Source organism: Myxococcus sp. AB056 (assembly GCF_006547365.1).
Taxonomy (GTDB): domain Bacteria; phylum Myxococcota; class Myxococcia; order Myxococcales; family Myxococcaceae; genus Myxococcus; species Myxococcus virescens.
Map to the genome: position 1 here is coordinate 74,571 of NZ_VHLB01000019.1, position 16,903 is coordinate 91,473.

Consider the following 16,903-nt stretch of genomic DNA (forward strand, 5'->3'; position numbering starts at 1 on the left):
GGCAGGATGGGCAGCTTACGGCTCGCGCGGCTGGTAGGGCCGCGAGTCCAGCGGCAACGTAACGGTGAAGGTCGTTCCGGTCGCGGCGTCACTCTGGACTGTGACGCTTCCACCATGTGCTTGCGCACACCCCCAGACGAGCGTCAGTCCAAGCCCCCAACCCCTCGACGTCCCTTCCTGCGCGGAGTGGGTCCGGGTGAAAGGCTTGAAAATCTGTTCCTGGTCCGTGAGTGCGATGACAGGACCTCGGTTGTGGACTGACGCTCGTGCCGTGTCTCCGGTCCGGGTAACTGTGAAGGTGATGGGTTCGGTGGCGGAGCCGTACTTGATGGCGTTGCTCCCCAGGTTCCAGAGCGCGCGGCGGAGTTCCTCCGCGCTCCAGACTCCCCGGACGCGCTCCTCCGCATGGAGCACGAAGCGGTCCCCATGGAGCGCAATCAACTCTTCGACTACCTCCTGGGCGACGCCGCCTAGGTCGCAGGTGTCGAGGCGAAGCGGGAGCCGCTGGCCTGCCTGGATGCGGTTCGCGTCGAGCAGGTCCCGCACCATCTGGTCGGTGCGTTCGATGTTCCGGTCGATGCGCAGAGCCAGGTCTCGTCGTTGGTCCAATCGTTCAGGATGCCGCATGAGAAGCTGCGCCCCTGACTTCGCCGCCGACAGCGGTCCGCGAAGGTCATGGGCGAGCACCGAGACGAAGCGTTCGCGAAGCGCTCGTTCGGCTTGCAGCGCTTCGATTTTCTCGCGCAGCTTCGCGTACAACTTGGCGTTGTCCAGATGGACGCCAAGCTGTTGTCCCAGCGAGAGCAGCCGTGCCTTCTCCCGTGCGGTGAATTCCCGGACCTCGGTCAAGCCGACAAACATGATGCCCACCAGTGCACGGTGGGGGGGAAGTCGAACACCGAGCAGCGAACGCAGTCCGCTCTGGCGAAGCGGAGGGCTCAGCTCGAGCGGCGTCGTCTCGGCATCTAGAACCGAACTGGTCTCATCGCCCCCAGCGGCAATCATTCCGGGAAAGGATGCGGGACTCATCGAGGTCGCGTAGTTCTCCAGGTGCTCGCTCGCTATCCCCGCAGCGGCTGCGGTAACGAGCCTTTCCCCCTCGACTTCATACAGAAGCACGGCCGCGCTCTGAGCGCCCATGGCCTCGACGATCAACTCAAGGGCTCCCTTTAAGTGGTGATGCAGGGACGTCGTCTCCTCCATGAGCGCTTCGCTGGCCCCCTGCTGGAGGAGCCGCAAGTATCGTTTCTCCGTCTGCTCGTCCTCCATCAGATGCTGACTGAAGATTTCCGCCACGGCGGTTGATGCGTCATGCAGCTCGGTGAAGAGGCGCTCAACGTCCTGGGCGCTAGGGCGGGCCTCGGGCGAAGCGTTCGCCCACATGTGGGTAATGCACCGTCCCAGGATAGCGAACTCCTCGATGACTTCCGCGACATTGAAGCCCTGTCGGAGGCGGGCGGCTACATGGCTTTCGATGTGCGCTTTCCGGGCGTTGGCGAGCGCACCGGGTGCCCCTTCTTCGTCGGCAAGCGACGCTAGATACGTAGGTATGACGTTTTCGAACTCGGGCCCCTCCAGCCTTCGGGCGGATGCCGCGCGGGTGGCCTGCTCGGACCATCTACGGATGATTTCACCTCGATTCCGACGAATGGTCTCCGCAACACTTGCCATCGCGATACCTCGCTTTCCTAAGGTATGGATGCCGCCTGGTACTTCCTGTGTGAGCAAGAGTAGCGCTTGTCGGACTGTTGGTGATCAAAGAGTGGATGCCCTGCCGGGCTTGGCCTTTGTAAGAAATCGTGCTGGCGGATTTCGTCTGCTACCAGCCAGGCAGGCGCTGTGGGGAACGTCTTCAGCAGCGCCTCACGAGCATCGTCCCGATTCGGATGTTGGTCATCTGGTTGGCGGTCCACGCAAGTCGCGGAAGAATTGTGGAAGCATGGTGTCTTCAGATTCAACACAGTGCTCCATCGTCAGCGCTCCGCCATTGACGAGTTGTGGGTTGCCTCAAGGACAAGCATCTTGTTTAACGTGAGATGTAACGGGCTCGCGGCGAACTACCTGTTCCTCGTCCAGGCGGCGCTCATCGCGCCGGGAGACCCCTCGAAGTCGGTGCTGTCGCGGCGCATGCACTCCCTCTCGACGTCACGCATGCCACCGCTCGCCACAGCCATCCTCGATACGGAGGGCACGACGCTGGTGGATGGCTGGATTGCCTCCATGCCGGCATGCCCCGCGGAGCCCTGAGCCGGAAGGGGGCGTGTGCCGGGCCCTAGGGTGGGCCAGGCACCGCAGGCGGGCTGCTGGACGGATTCCGGCGTGGCCCTGTCATCCTGACGGTCTTGCGCGCGCCTCGCTCACTCGCAGTGACGCACTGCTAAATGTGGCCTGGACGCACCCATGACGCGGCGACCGAGTCTTGGGTAGGCACAGGAGGTACACTCCACTGCCGGTGGACTTCATCCGCCATCCCACCGATGCGCGGAGTCTGCCAACCACGGGGGAAACATGGGCGCGCGAAGCACTATCGAGCGATGGCTGGAGCGCATCGAAGCCAGCCTCAGCGTAGGCGTGACCATTGGCACGGCCGTCGTTGCCGTGCTCGGGCTCGCAGCGTTCCTCATGGCAATTGTGCACAGGGGGCTCTTGGGGGGAACCCTCGACGCTACCGCCATCGGGCACCTGCTCGATGTCGGGTTGGTGGTGTTCATCGCGCTCGAGCTCTTCAAGATTGGAATCGCACATCTGCGCAACCGCAGCATCGTGCCAACGGTGATGGAGGCCGCGCTGATCGCGGTCGTCAGAAAGATTGTGGTGATGGAACTCGACGCGGAAACCTTTCCGAGGGTCCTACCCCTCTCGCTGCTCCTGCTGTCCGTCGGCGCCACCTGGTTCCTGGTCCATCGGTCCCACGCCAGCGTTGGCCCTGCTTCGAACCGCGAATAGACGGTGAAGCCGCGTCCCGATGATGATGGCGCCCGCCGCTGCCGCGAGGCAAAGCGCCTTCGCTACTTCCGCGGCCGCTTGAAGAGGTCTCCAATGCCCTTGCGTGCTCGGTTCACCGGGTTCTCGCTCCCTTTCTGCGGCAGCCCCCCTGGCAGCAGGCCCTTGGCGACGTCCAGCGTGCTGCCAGGCTTCACCTCAGGCGCTCTGAGTGTGCCCGTGATCGTGAGTGGGATCGTCACCGGCGCCTTCATTGGAATCGCACCGGGGGTGATGGCCGAGACGAACTGCCCGGAAGCGTTGATCGTACCCTTGAGCTCCAGGCGCTGATCGAGGCCCACCCGGCCATCCAGTGTCCCGGTGCCAATGTCCGACTGGAACGCCATGGGCTTCGTGAACGCGACCCATCCGCCCTGGACCCGGAACTGCGCGCTCAGGTCGTTCAGTCGGGTGCCCTGCACCGCTTTCTGGACCGTGCCAGTCGCGTCCTTGAGCCCCAGTGCCTCCAAGCCCCGCGTCAGTACCGGAACCACCTCCGCACCGACGTCTGCGGTCGTGAGGGCACCGTCGCGAAGCTGCACGCTCCCGCCGCCGGTGACGCTGTCCCGCGCTTGGGCCCAATCCACTCCGGTACCGGTGAGTTGAAGCTCGCCGCTGGCCTTGCCCCTCAGTGACGGATGTCCCGAAAGCGACTGGAAGGCCTTCGCGGTGTCCATTCCGGCGAGGACCACCTTGAGTGTCCACTCCGGCTGCTTCTTGGTGAGGTCCACCCGGGTCCCCGTGAGGTCAGCGTGCCCGCCATAGATGGTTGCGCCGCCACGCTGCACGAGGAGCACGCCGTCATCCAGCCTCGCCTGCGCGTCCACGTCCGTGGTCACGAGCGCACCGTGGTGGAGCTTCGCCAGCTTGAGTGTTCCTCCCACATCGACCTCCCCAAGCTGCGCGCGCACCGAGGCAGGCAGCGCGGTGGCCGATTCTTCATCCTTCGGCTGCGGTGGCAGCACTCCGAGCAGGTGCTTCACGTCGAGTTCCTGCCCTTGCAGCGCGAAGCGCACGCGCGCGGGCGCCACCCAGGCCGAGGCCGTGCCGCCGAGCTGGATGCCGGGGCCCTTGAGGGCAATCTGCGTGAAGTCCACCTTCGCCGCCTTCGCATTGGCCGGGGCGATGCGCGAGGTGAATGCGAACGAGCCGCTCGCCGGCTCACCGCGAAGCCTCAACTCTCTCGCTGAGCCGTGGCCCGCGAGCGCGTACTCGCCCTGGTCGGTCTTCACGTCCGCGCCGATGTCCATCCGGCCGCCAGTGAAATAACCAGCCGCCCTCGGAGGCAGGAAGTTCCGGAATGCGTTCACGGAGAGGTCCTTTCCGCGCAGGTGCAGCGTCACCTCGGGCACCGGCTGGCCGGGCTGGAGCTTCCCGGCGGGGAGCGGGTCGACCTTGAAGTCCATCGCCACGTTCTGCTCCGATGCGGCGAGCGCTGCCTGCATGGCGCCCTCGAACGCCAGTCCCGGTCCGAGGCCCTTCAATTCCACGTCGATGTCCCGGAGTACGACCGCGGCGGTGCCACCGGCCGCCTGCAGGTCGGTCACATTCACGACGCCATCTTGAATCCGAAGGTCCTCGACGAACGCCCCTCGCTCGGACTCGGGGCGGGTGCTCCCGAGCGATTCGTGGTTCCACGTCCCGTCTTCGCGCCGCACCAGGTTCAGCTTCGTGGCATCGAGCTTCAGCACGCTCACGCGCACATCCTTGCCGAGACTCCGAATCAGCGGCCAGAGCTGAACGGTCGCAGTCGCACGTGGGGCCTCCAGGAACGGAGGCTCGTTGCCGTCACCCTCGACCCGCAGGTTCGTGATCGTGGCGCCGGGCCTTGGAAGCCAGTGGGCATCAAGCTTTTCGACGCTCACAGGGCGGCCGAGGGAGCTGGTGGCGATGGCCTCGAGCTGCCCGCGCAGACGCTCGGCGATCCACGACGGCTTCAGGGCCAGCGCACTGGCAGCCAGCACCAGCACGGCGGCCGCGACACCGAGCGCGACCTTCAAGCCACGGCGGGCGGAGTGCGCAGTTCTCTTCATGCCCTTGTTAAGATGAGCGGCCCCTGGCCCCGCGGAGGCCCCAGGCAACCAGGCTCCTTTTGGGCCGCGCCCGCAAGAGACGGCTGTCTCGCCGCCCGTGTGCATTGCCCCTTTGTCGACCGCCGCCGCGCCGTCTGCTCGAACCGGAGCGGGCTCAGCGTTTGTCTTTAGAGGAACGGCGACCGAGGACGGCGTTGATCTCGGCGCCCAGCAGCAGCGCGAGCGAGGAGATCCACATCCACAACATCAGGACGATGATGCCTCCCAGGGCTCCATATAGGTGATGCCGAACGTGCTGAAGCGGGAGACATAGAAGGAGAAGCCCAGCGAAGCAGCAAGCCAGACGAGCACCCCCGCTACGGAGCCGGGCGTGATGAACTTGAACCTCTGACGGGTATCCGGGAGCACGGAGTAGAGGACGGCCCAGAGGATCATCATCAGCAGCGCCGCGAGGGGAAACCTCAGCCAGCCAGCCAGCGTTGCCCAGGGCCCACCGAGCCGGGTGGCGAGAGCCGGGGCGCCCACCGCGATGAAACCGGCGAGCGGCGCCAGGACGGCTCCCGCCAGCGTCATTCCCAACGCCATCCCCAGGCGCTTCCAGCGCGGACGGCTCTCCGTCACATCGTAGGCGGTATTGAGGGCTATCATGAGACTTCGTACCCCGGCGGTCGCCGACCCCGCGGCGGCCAGCGCGCTGATCGTCAGCAGCCCCCTGCCTGGCCCGGAGGTGAGTTGCGCGAGCTGCTCATAGAGGAGCCGGCTGAAGGCCGGGGGAACTTCGCGCCCCAGCGCGCCGATGAGCGCTTCTACCTGCGAGGGCTGAATGACGAGGCCCGCCAGAGCGACGGTGAGGAGCAGGAAGGGAAAGAGGGAGAGGAGGCCGTAGAACGTGAGCGCGGCTGCCGCGTCGCTCAGCTTGTTGCGCTGCCACGCCCGTCGCAGTCCTCCAAGGATGTCCGCCCACTCCGCTGCGCTGCCGGGTAGGCCCCCGTGTGCCCTCGCAGGACGCCTTTCCGCGCCGGGCGCTTCCTTGCGAGTCAGGCTGCGGGGCACGCTTTCCATGGTCATCTCCTGGGCGAAAGGTAGCCCTGCCCCGCCTCTGACTGCTTCAACAGACGCCACTGAACAGCCAGGCATCCGGGCCCGAGCGCAGGGCAGTCACTAGGTTCATTTAAGGGGCAGCGGGGTTTTCACTGGGAGGCACCGCCCGCCACCAGCCTGGTGACACCTTCAGACGAGGAAACGAGCCATGGAACGCACGGATGCTGACCGCCTGAAGGCTGTGTTGGCCAAGATGATGGCGGTGCTGGCCATCATCGGCGCCATCAACTGGGGCCTGATCGGCTTCTTCAATTGGAACCTCGTGGAGGCGGTCTTCGGTGGCGGCTCACGTGAGGAGACCAGCGCTCTTGCGCGTCTCATCTACTCTGTCGTGGGACTGGCGGGAGTGGCGCTTGCGCTCACCTTCCCATGGCGTCGGCCGCTGGAAACGACGACAACGACCACGACGACCCGAATCACGGGTGCTGGGTCGAACCGACGGTCGGACGTGCGGGCCTGATGCGGAGAGCCGTTGAGCCAAGGGAGGGCTCGACCGTGGTGTGAGCGTGCGCGACTGTCTCTGGGACGTCAGGCAGCTTGGCCTCGACGCACCCATGACGTCGCGGCCGAATTTTGGGTAGGCACAACACGATGGGCCTTTTCTTCGAGAGCTGTGATGTCGTCCTCGATGTACAGCACCGTGATGGGGGCGACGACTCCGTGGTGGCGCACTCGGGCACCATGCGCGTTCTTCCCGCAGGAAGCCCTGCGCGAGCTTGTTCCCGATCCACTCTCCTGGGACAAGCAGTCCACAACGCGGGCACGCGCTACCGGGCCGGAAGCGGGCGCGCTCATCAAACCACGGAGCGTCGTGCCGCCGACCAGGCCCAGGCGACATGTCCGTCCGGACGCACAAGCAGTCCGTCCACGTCGTGCAGGGGGCTGGTGTCCTCGGGAGTCTTCATCGCCTGAACATTCAAGCGGGGGCGCCAACCCGGTGCGGGTTCCCACCCAGTGGGCGGCGGCGCGGCGTACTTCGTGTGGAGCCACAGCCACTGGCCGGCGTGAAGTGCAGAGTAGAGCGAGCGTTGGTTTCCGTCAGCGAGCCGCAGCGGCCAGTCGGGAAGCCTGCGTCCCGTCCATCCCGGCAGGGCCTCTGCGGCGGGCATGGGGACGGGGGCCTGCGGGAAAGCCACGTCCAGGCCGCCGAGCTGCTCGGCGAGCTGGCGATTGACAGCGGGCAGTCGCAGGATGCCGTTCATCAACTCCCGCAGGGCGAGGATCTCCGGCGTGAAGCCCATGAGCGCGGACTGGGCTTGCGTGTTGCTGAGTAGGGCACGTCCCACGGGGTGCCGCTCCTGGTGGTAGCTGTCCAGCAGCGTCCCTGGCGCACCCTCGCGCAGCACGGCGGCGAGCTTCCAGCCCAGGTTCACCGCGTCCTGGAGGCCGACGTTGAGGCCCTGGCCACCGGCTGGATAGTGCATATGCGCCGCGTCTCCGGCGAGCAGCACGCGCTCCTTGCGGTACTGCTCCGCCAGCCGCGTCTCGTCGCCGAAGCGTGAGAGCCAGCGAGGCTCCCTCATGCCGAAGTCGGAGCCGGCCACGCGTATGAGGCTCGCGCGCAGCTCATCCAGTGAAAGGGGCTCGCGCAGCGGCGTGTGCTCGCGCTCCGCGTCCGTGACGATGGCGCGGTGCATGCCATTCCCCAGGGGGACGATGACGGCGTTGCCGCGCGGGTTGTTGAGCGCCAGGAATGGCGTGGCTGGAGGGAGCTCCAGCGTGACGTCTCCCAGCATCGAGGTGCGGGTGGTCTCCGTCCCAGGAAAGCCGATACCCGCCAGTTGTCGCACGGCGCTGCGCGCGCCATCCGCACCCACTACATATCGAGCCCGGCAGCGGAAGTGGGCCCCCCTCGCGTTTCCGGCCAGGTCCACGCCTTCTTCATCCTGGCGCAGGGACTCCACGACATGGCCTCTCTGGATGTCCACGCCCAGTCCCCGCGCGTGCTCCGCCAGCAAGGCCTCGGTGATGGCCTGGGGCAGGAACAGCGTGTAGCGGAACGTCGTGTCGAGCCCGGAGAAGTCCAGCCGGGTGTCCAACAGGCCAAAGTGGCCCGTGGGCAGCGGGCGCCCCCGCTCGAGCACTCGCGACTCCAGGCCCCGCAGCGCGAGCACCTCCAGGGAGCGCGGATGCATCGTCAGGGCACGCGACTCTCGTACCGGCTCCGCGCGCCGCTCGTACACGCATACCTTCACGCCCGCCAGCGCCAGCTCGCCCGCCAGCATCAGCCCCGTGGGACCGCCTCCGACGACCGCTACGTCGATGACCTGCTCCATGAACTGCCTCCTCGATAGGAATCTAACGTTGTTAGATTTCAGCTAACGACGTTAGATTGACGCGTCAAGCGGAGGTGCGGAGGTCACATGCGCATCCAGAAGGAGCAGGTGGTCCGGGCGGCGTGGGCGCTGGTGGATGAGGTGGGCGTGGAGGGGCTGACGATGCGGTTGTTGGCGCAGGCGCTCGCCATCCAGGCGCCGTCGCTCTACTGGCATTTCCCGAGCAAGCAGTCGCTCCTGGAGACGATGGCGGACGCGTTGCTGGAGGATGTGGGGCTTGAGCGCCCCGAAGGGCAGGACTGGGAGGTGGTGGTGAGGAACGTGGCGGGTCAGTTGCGGCGCGCGTTCTTGAGCCACCGCGACGCGGCCCGCGTGTTCGCCGGGACTGTGGTGGTGTCGCAGAACACGTTCCGCGTCAGCGAATGGCTCATGGAAGCGCTGGCGCGAGCGGGCCTGTCCCCGAGGGAGGCTGGCTGGGCCACCTTTACGCTGCTCGACTACGTCCTCGGGTTCACCATCGAGGAGCAGGCCTTCTGCGCGCGAGACATGGAAGGGTCTCCTGTTGCGCAGCGGATGCGGGCCTTGGCGACGACTCGCTTCCCGCATGTGGCCCGGGCGGTGGACGCACTGGTCGATCCCGACTTCGACGCGCGCTTCGCGTTCGGCCTGGACCTCTTCCTGGCCGGACTAGGTGGCCATCGCCCCCCGCGCCGCGCTCACTCACGTTGACGCGCCCATGACGCAGTGACAAGGGTTTGGGGGAAGCACACCGGTACGAGCGCCGAGCTGCGTAGAGCCTTGGTCCTTCCAACAACATCCGCATAGACCTGCCCCTGCTGCACCAGCCTGCCTACGTTCGTAGGACGGGAGGGGCATGCCCACACGCAGGCCGAGAGGTGTTGAGGCGTCGGAGCCGGGCGTAATTCCGACCTCTATCAAACGGAAGAGAGGACCCATCGGCTCGTCATGCTCATCGCTCACGTCATGACGCGCGTTTTGACGCATCCTTGACGCACTTATGACGCAGCGACTGAATTTTGGGTAGGCACAGCCTTCAAGTGCGTGGGGGACGCCACCATGGTGATGGGCGACATCGTTCTGCTTGAGGACCAGGTGAACCCGGTGATGGACGTGGCGCTCCAGAACGGGCTGGAGGTCACGGCCCTGCACAATCACTTCTTCTGGGACAGCCCCAAGGTGATGTTCATGCACATGGGCGGCATGGGTGAGGCCGGCCAGCTCGCCGACACGGTGGGCAAGGTGTTCGCCCGGCTGCGCGAAACGCGGGGCGGCAAGGGCCGGGTGCCACGCGCGTCCATCGACCCCGCCCGCTCGAAGCTCGATGCCGCGCAACTCGATGCGCTGGTGGGCCAGAAGGGCACCTACAAGGACGGTGTCTACAAGGTCACCGTGGGCCGCACCGTGCGCATGCATGGGCATGAAATGGGCAAGGCGATGGGTGTCAACACCTGGGCGGCGTTCGCTGGCACCTCACAGCAGGCCGTCGTGGATGGGGATTTCGCCATGCTGGAGAGCGAACTGCATCCCGTGCTCAGGGCCCTGCGGGCGGCGAACATCGACGTCGTCGCCATCCATAACCACATGACGGGCGAAGCGCCGCGGATGATGTTCCTGCACTACTGGGGAGTGGGGCCTGCCGGAAGCACTCGCGCGCGGAGTTCGCTCGGCACTGGACCTCACCACCGCGCCTACTCGGCCGTGAGCCCGCAGAGGAATGCGTGCCCCTGTCCCTGCCGCCACGGCCGACTGCCTTCGAGTCCCGTGCGAGCCCCGAGATCATCTCTTCTTGCGCGTTGGGGCGCCCCTGGTGCCCAGATTGCGATGATTCGCCATGCGTTCGTCGCAGGAGCGAAGTTGGTGAGCAGCGAGCACTTCAACCGGGTGGGGTAGCGCGCGCCGTCCAGCCGTGCCCGGTACTTCGTTTTCCGCATGGATGCGGGGCCCCGTACGTCTGACGCTCATGGCATGAATGGCGCGGATGCGCTCGTTCAGCTGAGCGTCTGCCACGGACCGCTTCGATGGCCGCCGCGTGCGCCAGGCATGATAGCCGCCCTCGGAGACACCCAGCACGCGGTAGCGGGTGGAAACGGCTTGGGAGCGCTGCTGGGCGCACCACCCGCCTGCTTGCTCCGGTTGCGGATGCTCTGCTTGGTACAACCGAACTCGGCCGCCAGACTCTTCGCGGACCGGCCAGTCCGGTGCAGCTCAACAATGCGTTGCCGGAATTCCGAGCCGTAGGGAGGACGTGTCTTCGGCATCGTGGGGTCCTTGTCGCACAGCGAGTGGGACCCCGCGAAACCGGGGCAATTTCACTTCGGGAGGCGTCGATCAGAAGATGCCCTGTCCAGGCGTGAGGATGCGGTCCGGGTCGTAGCGCCGCTTCGCGTGCTCGAACCGCTCCCAGGCTGGGTGGAAGTGGCGGCGCCAGTCGGCGGGGCTCAAGGGCAAGGCATCCACGGGATACATCTTCCCGCCGATGGCCGTGAGCCGGTCGAAGATGGCGCGGTTCTTCTGCAGGAGGGATGCGACGTTCTCCGGCGTCGGTGGAATGGCGGTGCGCAGCAGCGAGAAGAGGAAGACGTGTCTGTCGTTGGGGGTGCGTAGGAAGGGCGTGGTCAGCTCCGAGGAGCGGAAGGGGTAGAGGAGGATGGGCCCCTGCCCCATGTCGGCCTCGGTGGTCTGCGAGAGGACCTCCTGGACGAAGGACTCGGCGGACCGGGCGGGGACGAACATGTCCAGCCACGGATGGGGGAAGCCCCAGACGCCGAGTTGCTTGAGCAGTTCGACCAGCGGCGCGAGCCGGTTGGCGAAGTCGAAGTAGCTGCCGTCGCTCACCTGGAGCGTTCCCGGCTGGAAGCCCAGGCCCGCGAGCAGTCTCGCATCGTTCGGCTCCGAGCCCGGCGTGAAGTACTTCACCACCTCGAGCTGATACGCCCAGCCCCCGTTGGAAGCGACAGCGGAGCCTTCGACGTAGTCGAAGCGGCCGTCCTCGATGAGCCGCCGCTGGTCCTCCATGAAGCGGTGGAGGTCGTTGTACAGCGCGATGTACGTCCGCGCGCGGGGCGGCACTTCGACGAGCCGCACCCTCGCCCGCACGATGATGCCGAACTGGCCCAGGCCCGAGCGCACGGCGTCGAACAGGGGCCGCTCACGCCAGCGCGAGCACCGCACGAGCTCACCCCGACCCGTGACGACGTCCATTTCCAGGACGTTGTCCACCTGGAGGCCCCAGCGAAACGCCTGCCCGCCGATGCCCCCCGCAGACAGCGTCCCACCGACGCTCAGCTCGATGTAGTCGGTCAGCACCGGCGGGCTCTTGCCGTGGGGAAGCGAGGCCTGGAGCAGCTCGTGCCACCGGACGCCCGCATCCACCCAGGCGCTGTCCTCGCCAATCTCGTGGATGGTCGACAGCGTGGACATGTCGATGACGATGCCCGCCGCCACCTGGGACTGGCCGAAGGTGCTGTGGCTCTCACCGAGGCCCCGAGCGGCGGCGATCTTCACCCCCTGGCGCCGCGCGAAGCGGACCATGGCCACGATGTCCTTCACCGAGCCGGGAACGAGCACCGCCCACGGCGTGCGGTGGAGGATGTGACCGAAGTCCTCCGCGGCCGCGGTCCGCGACGCTGTGTCCATCCGCAACTCGCCATCGAGCGGCGGCAGGGGGACCGCGCCAGCCTCCAGCGTGGAGGCCCAGCTCCGGCTCATGGGATTGAATGCGACTGCTACCAACGCACCTTGGAGCAACGTCCTCCGGGAGACGGTTCGACTCGACATTCACTCCTCCTTTTGCGTCGGAGATTTCTATCCCGAGGCCGCACCCCCCAACAATTGCTCTCTCCCCTCGGGCTCCATCGCATGTGTGCAACGCGTCAGTCCCGAGCATGGGACGAGCGGGAGCCGCCCTGCGCCGGGCTTCCAGAAGTTCTGGGCGTGGGCTCGGTGGCGGAGTTGGTGCGGTTCGTGGACGGGTTGGGCCAGGGGTGAGCCCGTGCTGTGTAGGCCCTAGGTCCAATATCCATGAACTGACAAGCAGCGTAGAAGTGGCAGTGCTGACGTGACTCCGGGCCTTCCTCACCACCAACCCAGGGCCACTTCGTATGAAAGACATATCCAGATCGCTTCTTGCCCTCTGCTTGGTTCTGGCAGTCATTGGCTGCCATGGGCAGCCCTAGTCAACTTGTTCACGGGTAGGGAGAGTGCTCATCCGGTCGACCAGCGTTTTCGCGAACGGTGGACTGGCCATCCGTCGTGTGGACCCCTTGCGCCGGTGCTCCAGGGAGTCAATTCCTTGTGCGTCTTGTCGTTTCTGAAGGTCCACCTCACGGAGAGGTGTAGGGATTCGAAGTCAGTCAATGCAATTCGTTGAAGCAGTATGTCGCTCACTGCAGTGCCACTTGGAGCCGTGGACACCGCGGGCCCGGGGCAATGCCGTAGTCGAGGAGCAAACCGCATGCGCCGTCTCGTCAATGATTGGTCTTGCTGTAGACTGGTACTCGTAGCTTGTCTTTCCCTTGTCGCCGCGGGCGCGGATGCCCGTCCCCAAGGCCCCCCGCCCGTGGGGGCCTCGCGGCTCCATGGCGTGGAACACATCCACAAGCGCATCACCGCCGACGAGCGCACTCCGAACGTGGACCCGGCGCTGCTGCGCCAGCTCCCCGCCCCAGCCGCGCAGATGCAGACGCTGCTGGCCTGTAACACGGGTGCATTTGCATCGGCGAGCGGGAGCGCGCTCGTCACGCTGGTGAAGGGATCCGCGTTCGAGTGTCTCTACGCGCTCTTCGATGTTTCCGGCGCCCTCGCCGGTCAGATATTCAACGAGGGCAAGATGAACACGGTTGCCACCGCGCTCACCACCAACGCCCTGACATACCCAGGGAACAACAACACCCAGACGCTCCAGCTCATCCTGTTCCTGCGCGCAGGCTACTACGTGCACTACTACTACCCGCAGTCGGTGGGCAATTACGGCGAATTGCTGCGCGTCTCCACCCGCCTGGCCATGACCACCTTCATCGCCAACCTCCATTTCATGGACACCACGGATGCCCATGGCGAGGTGCTGCTGGAGTTCGTCACCCTCATCGACAACGCGGAAGAGTATGCCCAGCACCTGGGCACCTTCAAGCGCCTCCTGGATGGCTTCAACAACAACGCCCTGGCCTCCCCGCCGATGCGTGAAGCCGCCAACAGAGTCTTCGTGAACCTGTACCGAGGCAGTTTCAACAGCGCCTTCATAGCGGCCGCGCAGTTGGACTCGTCCATCATCGACTCGCTGGACAACTTCGGCGTGCGCAATGATCACCTGCTGGGCACCAGCCTCCAGTTTCTCACCATCAATGCGGCGCGAGAGATGTCCCGCTTCCTCAAGTACCCCGGGACCCTTCAGAACAAGGCGCGTCCCAAGGTGAAGGCGCTCCTCACCAACCACTCCATGGTGGGGCCCACCGCGGGCGTCTGGCTGGCTGCGGCGGAGTTCGTGGAGGCTTACGACGGCGCCAACTGTGCCTACTACGGCACCTGTAACTACCGGCGGGACGTGGAGCAAGCGTTGTTCCAGTTCACGCACACCTGCAGCGCGACGTTGCGGATGCGCGCCCAGGATATGACGACCGCGCAGTTCACCCAGAGCTGCGACCAGCTCGCCCTCCAGGAGACCTACTTCCACGACACCCTGAAGACGAACCGTGTGCCTGTGGCCAACGACAACAACACGTCGCTGGAAATGGTCATCTTCGACAGCAGCAAGGACTACGAGATGTACGCTGGCGTGCTGTTCGGCATCAGCACCAACAACGGTGGAATCTACATGGAGGGAAATCCCGCCGCCCCGAACAATCAGGCTCGCTTCTTCGCCTATGAGGCGGAATGGGTGCGGCCCACCTTTGAAATCTGGAACCTGCGCCACGAGTACGTCCATTACCTCGATGGCCGCTTCAACCTGAAGGGCGACTTCGGCGAATCCTACTACTGGAGCACCACCTGGTGGTCAGAGGGGCTTGCCGAGTACATCTCCAAGAAGAGAGACAACGCCGCTGCGGTTCAAGTGGGCAGAAGCAAGAGCTACCAGCTCAGCCAGATCTTCCGGAACACCCTCGATAGCGGCTCAGAGCGCGTGTACTCGTGGGGCTATCTCGCCGCGCGTTTCATGTTCGAGCGGCACGCCAGTCAGGTGGACCTCTTTGCCGGCCATTTCCGCGCGGGTAACTATAATACGTATTACAATTCCCTTGGCGGTCTGGGTACTTCGTATGACGCGGAGTTCCACCAGTGGATCGACTGCGTCGCGACCGCGAGCAACCCGAGCACCTGCGCCAGTTCTCCCTGAGCCTCCCCTGAACGGCTCCGCCCCCCGGTGCTCGGCAGCTGCCGCCACCGAGGGGCGCTCGCCATTGGTGACTGGCGTTATTTCAGCTTCGTTTGAGTCCGCTCAATGTTGCGTCAGGATGCGCATCCACCGCGGACGCGAGGACGCTCTCACGCTTCAACGGGTCCGAAAATGGGGGCAGACCCATACCTGCAGGCGCCTGACGGGGTGCAGGTGGTTTCCGCTGAGCAACTCCTGCGACGACCCCAAGTCAGCCCAGCAACTCGTCAATGCGCTGCGCGAGAAGTGAAGCGGAGACGGGAAGCCCCTGGCCTTCCTGGCCGCGCCGCTGGTGCCAGTGACCTGGCTGCCGGAGCGGCGTGCCGCGATGGTGTCGCCCCGCGTGATGATGTCCGGGAGATGAGGCGTCCGCGCGGGCCGCGGTGAGGGACCCGACGCGCTCGGCGGGCGGGCTATGGCTGCGTGACGTGCACGAGGCTCGTCATCGCGTCCACGTACAGGGTCGTGTCGTCGGCGTACAGCTGCAGCAGCGGGGTGACCGACACCTGGTTCAGCTTCGTCTTCCGGAGCTGCTGCGTGGCCGGATCCTTGAACACGGCGTACGGCACATCCTGGATGACGTAGGGCTCGCCATTCACGTGGCCAATGAGCATCAACACATGACCGGGAACGACGATGAGGTCGCCCACCTGCGCCTGGGCCAACGCGCGCAGCCGCTCGGTGTGTGAGTCCTGGGCCGTGAAGAGGCGGTGGTTCAGCGCCGCGCTCTTCCCTTGCATCCCGGAGTTGGGCGGCAGGAACAGCCCCATGCTGCGGTACACCTCGCTGGTCAGGCCGCTGCAGTCGCGCGCATTGAACTGGTGCCCCCAGCCGTAGCGCTCGCCGAGGAACTTGAACGCCTGGCGGAGGATGTTGGCACGTGTCAGCGGCAGATAGCCCGGCGCGGTGTCGGCGGTACGGCGCAGCAGCGCGCTCTGGAAGGCCAGCGTGCCGTCCTGCTCACGCACCGGAAGCACCACCGGCCACGACGCATAGCTGCTGGCGCCGTTGACGGGCTCGCCGGGCGCCACGTCGGCCCGCGGCAGCGCGACCCCCATGTCGAGCTCGAGCTCGGACACCCCGGGTGCTTCCGGCGTGAAGACCGTGCGCACCTGGTCGCCCGTGACGACACGTCCGGGCGCCTTCGCCACGTAGGAGAACACCGTGTCCGCCGTGCCTTCCGCGACATCTCCGCGCCGGACCCATGCGGGCCCCTGCGTCGTCAGGACGAACAGCCATTGCTGGTCCGCGCTGTGGTGCGCGATGACGACCGGCTCGCCCGGAAACAGGATGCCGGCCTGAAGGCTCTCGTAGTCGCGCAGGTCCTCCGCCGCGAAGAATTGCCGCTCGGACGGGAGTGACCGCAGGGGCGTGCGCCGCACGCTGAGGCCGTAGCGCGCGGCGAATGCTTCGGGGATCTGCTCGGCCGCGGTGTTCTGGCGCAGTTCTTCGAGCATCGCCTCCGTCACCAGCCGGCCCTGTTCGTCGATGGCTGCCTGGATGGGCGTCTGCTGCGCATCCTTGACCCAGCCGGCGACTTGCGCCCGCGTCAGCGTGGCTGGGATGCGTTTCAAGTCGACGAGGCCGCCATCCGGACCGAAGGCGCGCATGCGCTTCGCCGCCACCTGGTCGGCATCGAGCAGCACCTCGTCGGGAGACGGCGCGCGGCGAATCCAGAACTCGGGCGACAGCATGTCTTCGCTGAACGCGGGCACCCCGGCCGGAGACACGGCGAGCGCGGACGGCGCGGCGCAGGCGGTGGTTCCCATCACCGCAACAAGCGAGAGAATCCGAATGCGCCAGGTGTGTGCGCCAGCCCGGCACGTCGTCGCACGTGGCTGAGTGGAGGGGGATGCCAGGCGGCTCATGTGTTCAACTCCCTGAGGGCAAGACGGCTCCATGTGACTGTGCGTGCGGGGGCGAGCAGATCGCCCCTCTCGTGGCCGGTTGCTCACCCTCAAGCACAACGAACTCTCAACGCGAGCTATTTCGCATGCGCGCGGCGTTTCTCCGGGAGGCACCCCGGCCCCTGTGTCAGGGAACTTGTCGTCTCGGCGTGCGCGCCTCGCTCACTCGCATTGACGCAATGCCGAATGTGGCCGCGACGCACGCATGACGCTGCG

Annotated in this window: 13 protein-coding genes and 1 pseudogene; 6 read left to right on the forward strand and 8 right to left on the reverse strand. The window is 65.9% G+C overall.

What is annotated here, in order from left to right:
• Positions 1-15 precede the first annotated feature (15 nt).
• Positions 16-1,728 (reverse strand): GAF domain-containing sensor histidine kinase, encoded by a 1,713-nt coding sequence (locus FMP39_RS11515; protein WP_228557894.1) that lies wholly within the window; start codon positions 1,726-1,728, stop codon positions 16-18.
• A gap of 294 nt (positions 1,729-2,022) precedes the next feature.
• On the opposite strand from FMP39_RS11515, the gene FMP39_RS11520 reads away from it, so the two are divergent.
• Both FMP39_RS11520 and FMP39_RS11525 read left to right on the forward strand, forming a co-directional pair.
• The gene (locus tag FMP39_RS11520; protein ID WP_141589960.1) at positions 2,023-2,247 is read left to right on the forward strand and encodes a hypothetical protein; all 225 of its coding nucleotides are present in this window, start codon (positions 2,023-2,025) and stop codon (positions 2,245-2,247) included.
• A gap of 261 nt (positions 2,248-2,508) precedes the next feature.
• Positions 2,509-2,946 carry a phosphate-starvation-inducible PsiE family protein gene (locus tag FMP39_RS11525; RefSeq protein ID WP_141589961.1) on the forward strand — a complete coding sequence of 146 codons (438 nt, stop codon included), beginning with the start codon at positions 2,509-2,511 and terminating at the stop codon, positions 2,944-2,946.
• A 62-nt stretch (positions 2,947-3,008) separates the two neighbouring features.
• On the opposite strand, the gene FMP39_RS11530 is transcribed toward FMP39_RS11525, so the two are convergent.
• The 3 genes from FMP39_RS11530 to FMP39_RS11535 form a co-directional block, all read right to left on the reverse strand.
• Complete coding sequence (locus tag FMP39_RS11530) at positions 3,009-5,015, reverse strand: AsmA-like C-terminal region-containing protein (RefSeq protein ID WP_141589962.1); 2,007 nt, start codon at positions 5,013-5,015, stop codon at positions 3,009-3,011.
• Positions 5,016-5,169: 154 nt separating this feature from the next.
• The gene (locus FMP39_RS38405) at positions 5,170-5,262 is read right to left on the reverse strand and encodes a YihY/virulence factor BrkB family protein (protein ID WP_255508475.1); all 93 of its coding nucleotides are present in this window, start codon (positions 5,260-5,262) and stop codon (positions 5,170-5,172) included.
• Complete coding sequence (locus tag FMP39_RS11535) at positions 5,262-6,077, reverse strand: YihY/virulence factor BrkB family protein (RefSeq protein ID WP_255508476.1); 816 nt, start codon at positions 6,075-6,077, stop codon at positions 5,262-5,264. The genes FMP39_RS38405 and FMP39_RS11535 overlap by 1 nt, the downstream gene beginning before the upstream one ends.
• Positions 6,078-6,264: 187 nt before the next feature.
• Between FMP39_RS11535 and FMP39_RS11540 the strand changes: the two genes are divergently transcribed.
• Complete coding sequence (locus tag FMP39_RS11540) at positions 6,265-6,576, forward strand: DUF378 domain-containing protein (protein ID WP_141589963.1); 312 nt, start codon at positions 6,265-6,267, stop codon at positions 6,574-6,576.
• A gap of 334 nt (positions 6,577-6,910) precedes the next feature.
• On the opposite strand, the gene FMP39_RS11545 is transcribed toward FMP39_RS11540, so the two are convergent.
• Positions 6,911-8,392 (reverse strand): FAD-dependent monooxygenase, encoded by a 1,482-nt coding sequence (locus FMP39_RS11545; protein WP_141589964.1) that lies wholly within the window; start codon positions 8,390-8,392, stop codon positions 6,911-6,913.
• A gap of 87 nt (positions 8,393-8,479) precedes the next feature.
• On the opposite strand from FMP39_RS11545, the gene FMP39_RS11550 reads away from it, so the two are divergent.
• Both FMP39_RS11550 and FMP39_RS11555 read left to right on the forward strand, forming a co-directional pair.
• The gene (locus FMP39_RS11550; RefSeq protein WP_141589965.1) at positions 8,480-9,121 is read left to right on the forward strand and encodes a TetR/AcrR family transcriptional regulator C-terminal domain-containing protein; all 642 of its coding nucleotides are present in this window, start codon (positions 8,480-8,482) and stop codon (positions 9,119-9,121) included.
• A gap of 333 nt (positions 9,122-9,454) precedes the next feature.
• Complete coding sequence (locus tag FMP39_RS11555; protein WP_228557895.1) at positions 9,455-10,303, forward strand: LppY/LpqO family protein; 849 nt, start codon at positions 9,455-9,457, stop codon at positions 10,301-10,303.
• Positions 10,304-10,336: 33 nt separating this feature from the next.
• Here the strand turns inward: FMP39_RS11555 and FMP39_RS37910 are convergent.
• Both FMP39_RS37910 and FMP39_RS11560 read right to left on the reverse strand, forming a co-directional pair.
• Positions 10,337-10,671, reverse strand: a pseudogene (locus FMP39_RS37910) (hypothetical protein); the annotation flags it as partial.
• Positions 10,672-10,741: 70 nt separating this feature from the next.
• On the reverse strand, positions 10,742-12,190 hold the full coding sequence (locus FMP39_RS11560; RefSeq protein WP_141589966.1) for an FAD-binding protein: 1,449 nt from the start codon (positions 12,188-12,190) through the stop codon (positions 10,742-10,744).
• Positions 12,191-12,995: 805 nt separating this feature from the next.
• Between FMP39_RS11560 and FMP39_RS11565 the strand changes: the two genes are divergently transcribed.
• Complete coding sequence (locus tag FMP39_RS11565) at positions 12,996-14,741, forward strand: collagenase (RefSeq protein ID WP_228557896.1); 1,746 nt, start codon at positions 12,996-12,998, stop codon at positions 14,739-14,741.
• Between the two features lie 452 nt (positions 14,742-15,193).
• Here FMP39_RS11565 and FMP39_RS11570 read toward each other — a convergent pair whose 3' ends face one another.
• Positions 15,194-16,549 (reverse strand): SH3 domain-containing protein, encoded by a 1,356-nt coding sequence (locus FMP39_RS11570; RefSeq protein ID WP_228557897.1) that lies wholly within the window; start codon positions 16,547-16,549, stop codon positions 15,194-15,196.
• Positions 16,550-16,903 lie beyond the last annotated feature (354 nt).

What these genes read in the sequence shown, in the direction of transcription:
- FMP39_RS11530 (WP_141589962.1), bottom strand. Translation starts at nt 5,015, where the DNA reads ATGAAGAGAACTGCGCACTCCGCCCGCCGTGGCTTGAAGGTCGCGCTC.
- FMP39_RS11570 (WP_228557897.1), bottom strand. Translation starts at nt 16,549, where the DNA reads ATGGGAACCACCGCCTGCGCCGCGCCGTCCGCGCTCGCCGTGTCTCCG.
- FMP39_RS11545 (WP_141589964.1), bottom strand. Translation starts at nt 8,392, where the DNA reads ATGGAGCAGGTCATCGACGTAGCGGTCGTCGGAGGCGGTCCCACGGGG.
- FMP39_RS11540 (WP_141589963.1), top strand. Translation starts at nt 6,265, where the DNA reads ATGGAACGCACGGATGCTGACCGCCTGAAGGCTGTGTTGGCCAAGATG.
- FMP39_RS11550 (WP_141589965.1), top strand. Translation starts at nt 8,480, where the DNA reads ATGCGCATCCAGAAGGAGCAGGTGGTCCGGGCGGCGTGGGCGCTGGTG.
- FMP39_RS11525 (WP_141589961.1), top strand. Translation starts at nt 2,509, where the DNA reads ATGGGCGCGCGAAGCACTATCGAGCGATGGCTGGAGCGCATCGAAGCC.
- FMP39_RS11535 (WP_255508476.1), bottom strand. Translation starts at nt 6,077, where the DNA reads ATGGAAAGCGTGCCCCGCAGCCTGACTCGCAAGGAAGCGCCCGGCGCG.
- FMP39_RS11560 (WP_141589966.1), bottom strand. Translation starts at nt 12,190, where the DNA reads ATGTCGAGTCGAACCGTCTCCCGGAGGACGTTGCTCCAAGGTGCGTTG.
- FMP39_RS38405 (WP_255508475.1), bottom strand. Translation starts at nt 5,262, where the DNA reads ATGTTGTGGATGTGGATCTCCTCGCTCGCGCTGCTGCTGGGCGCCGAG.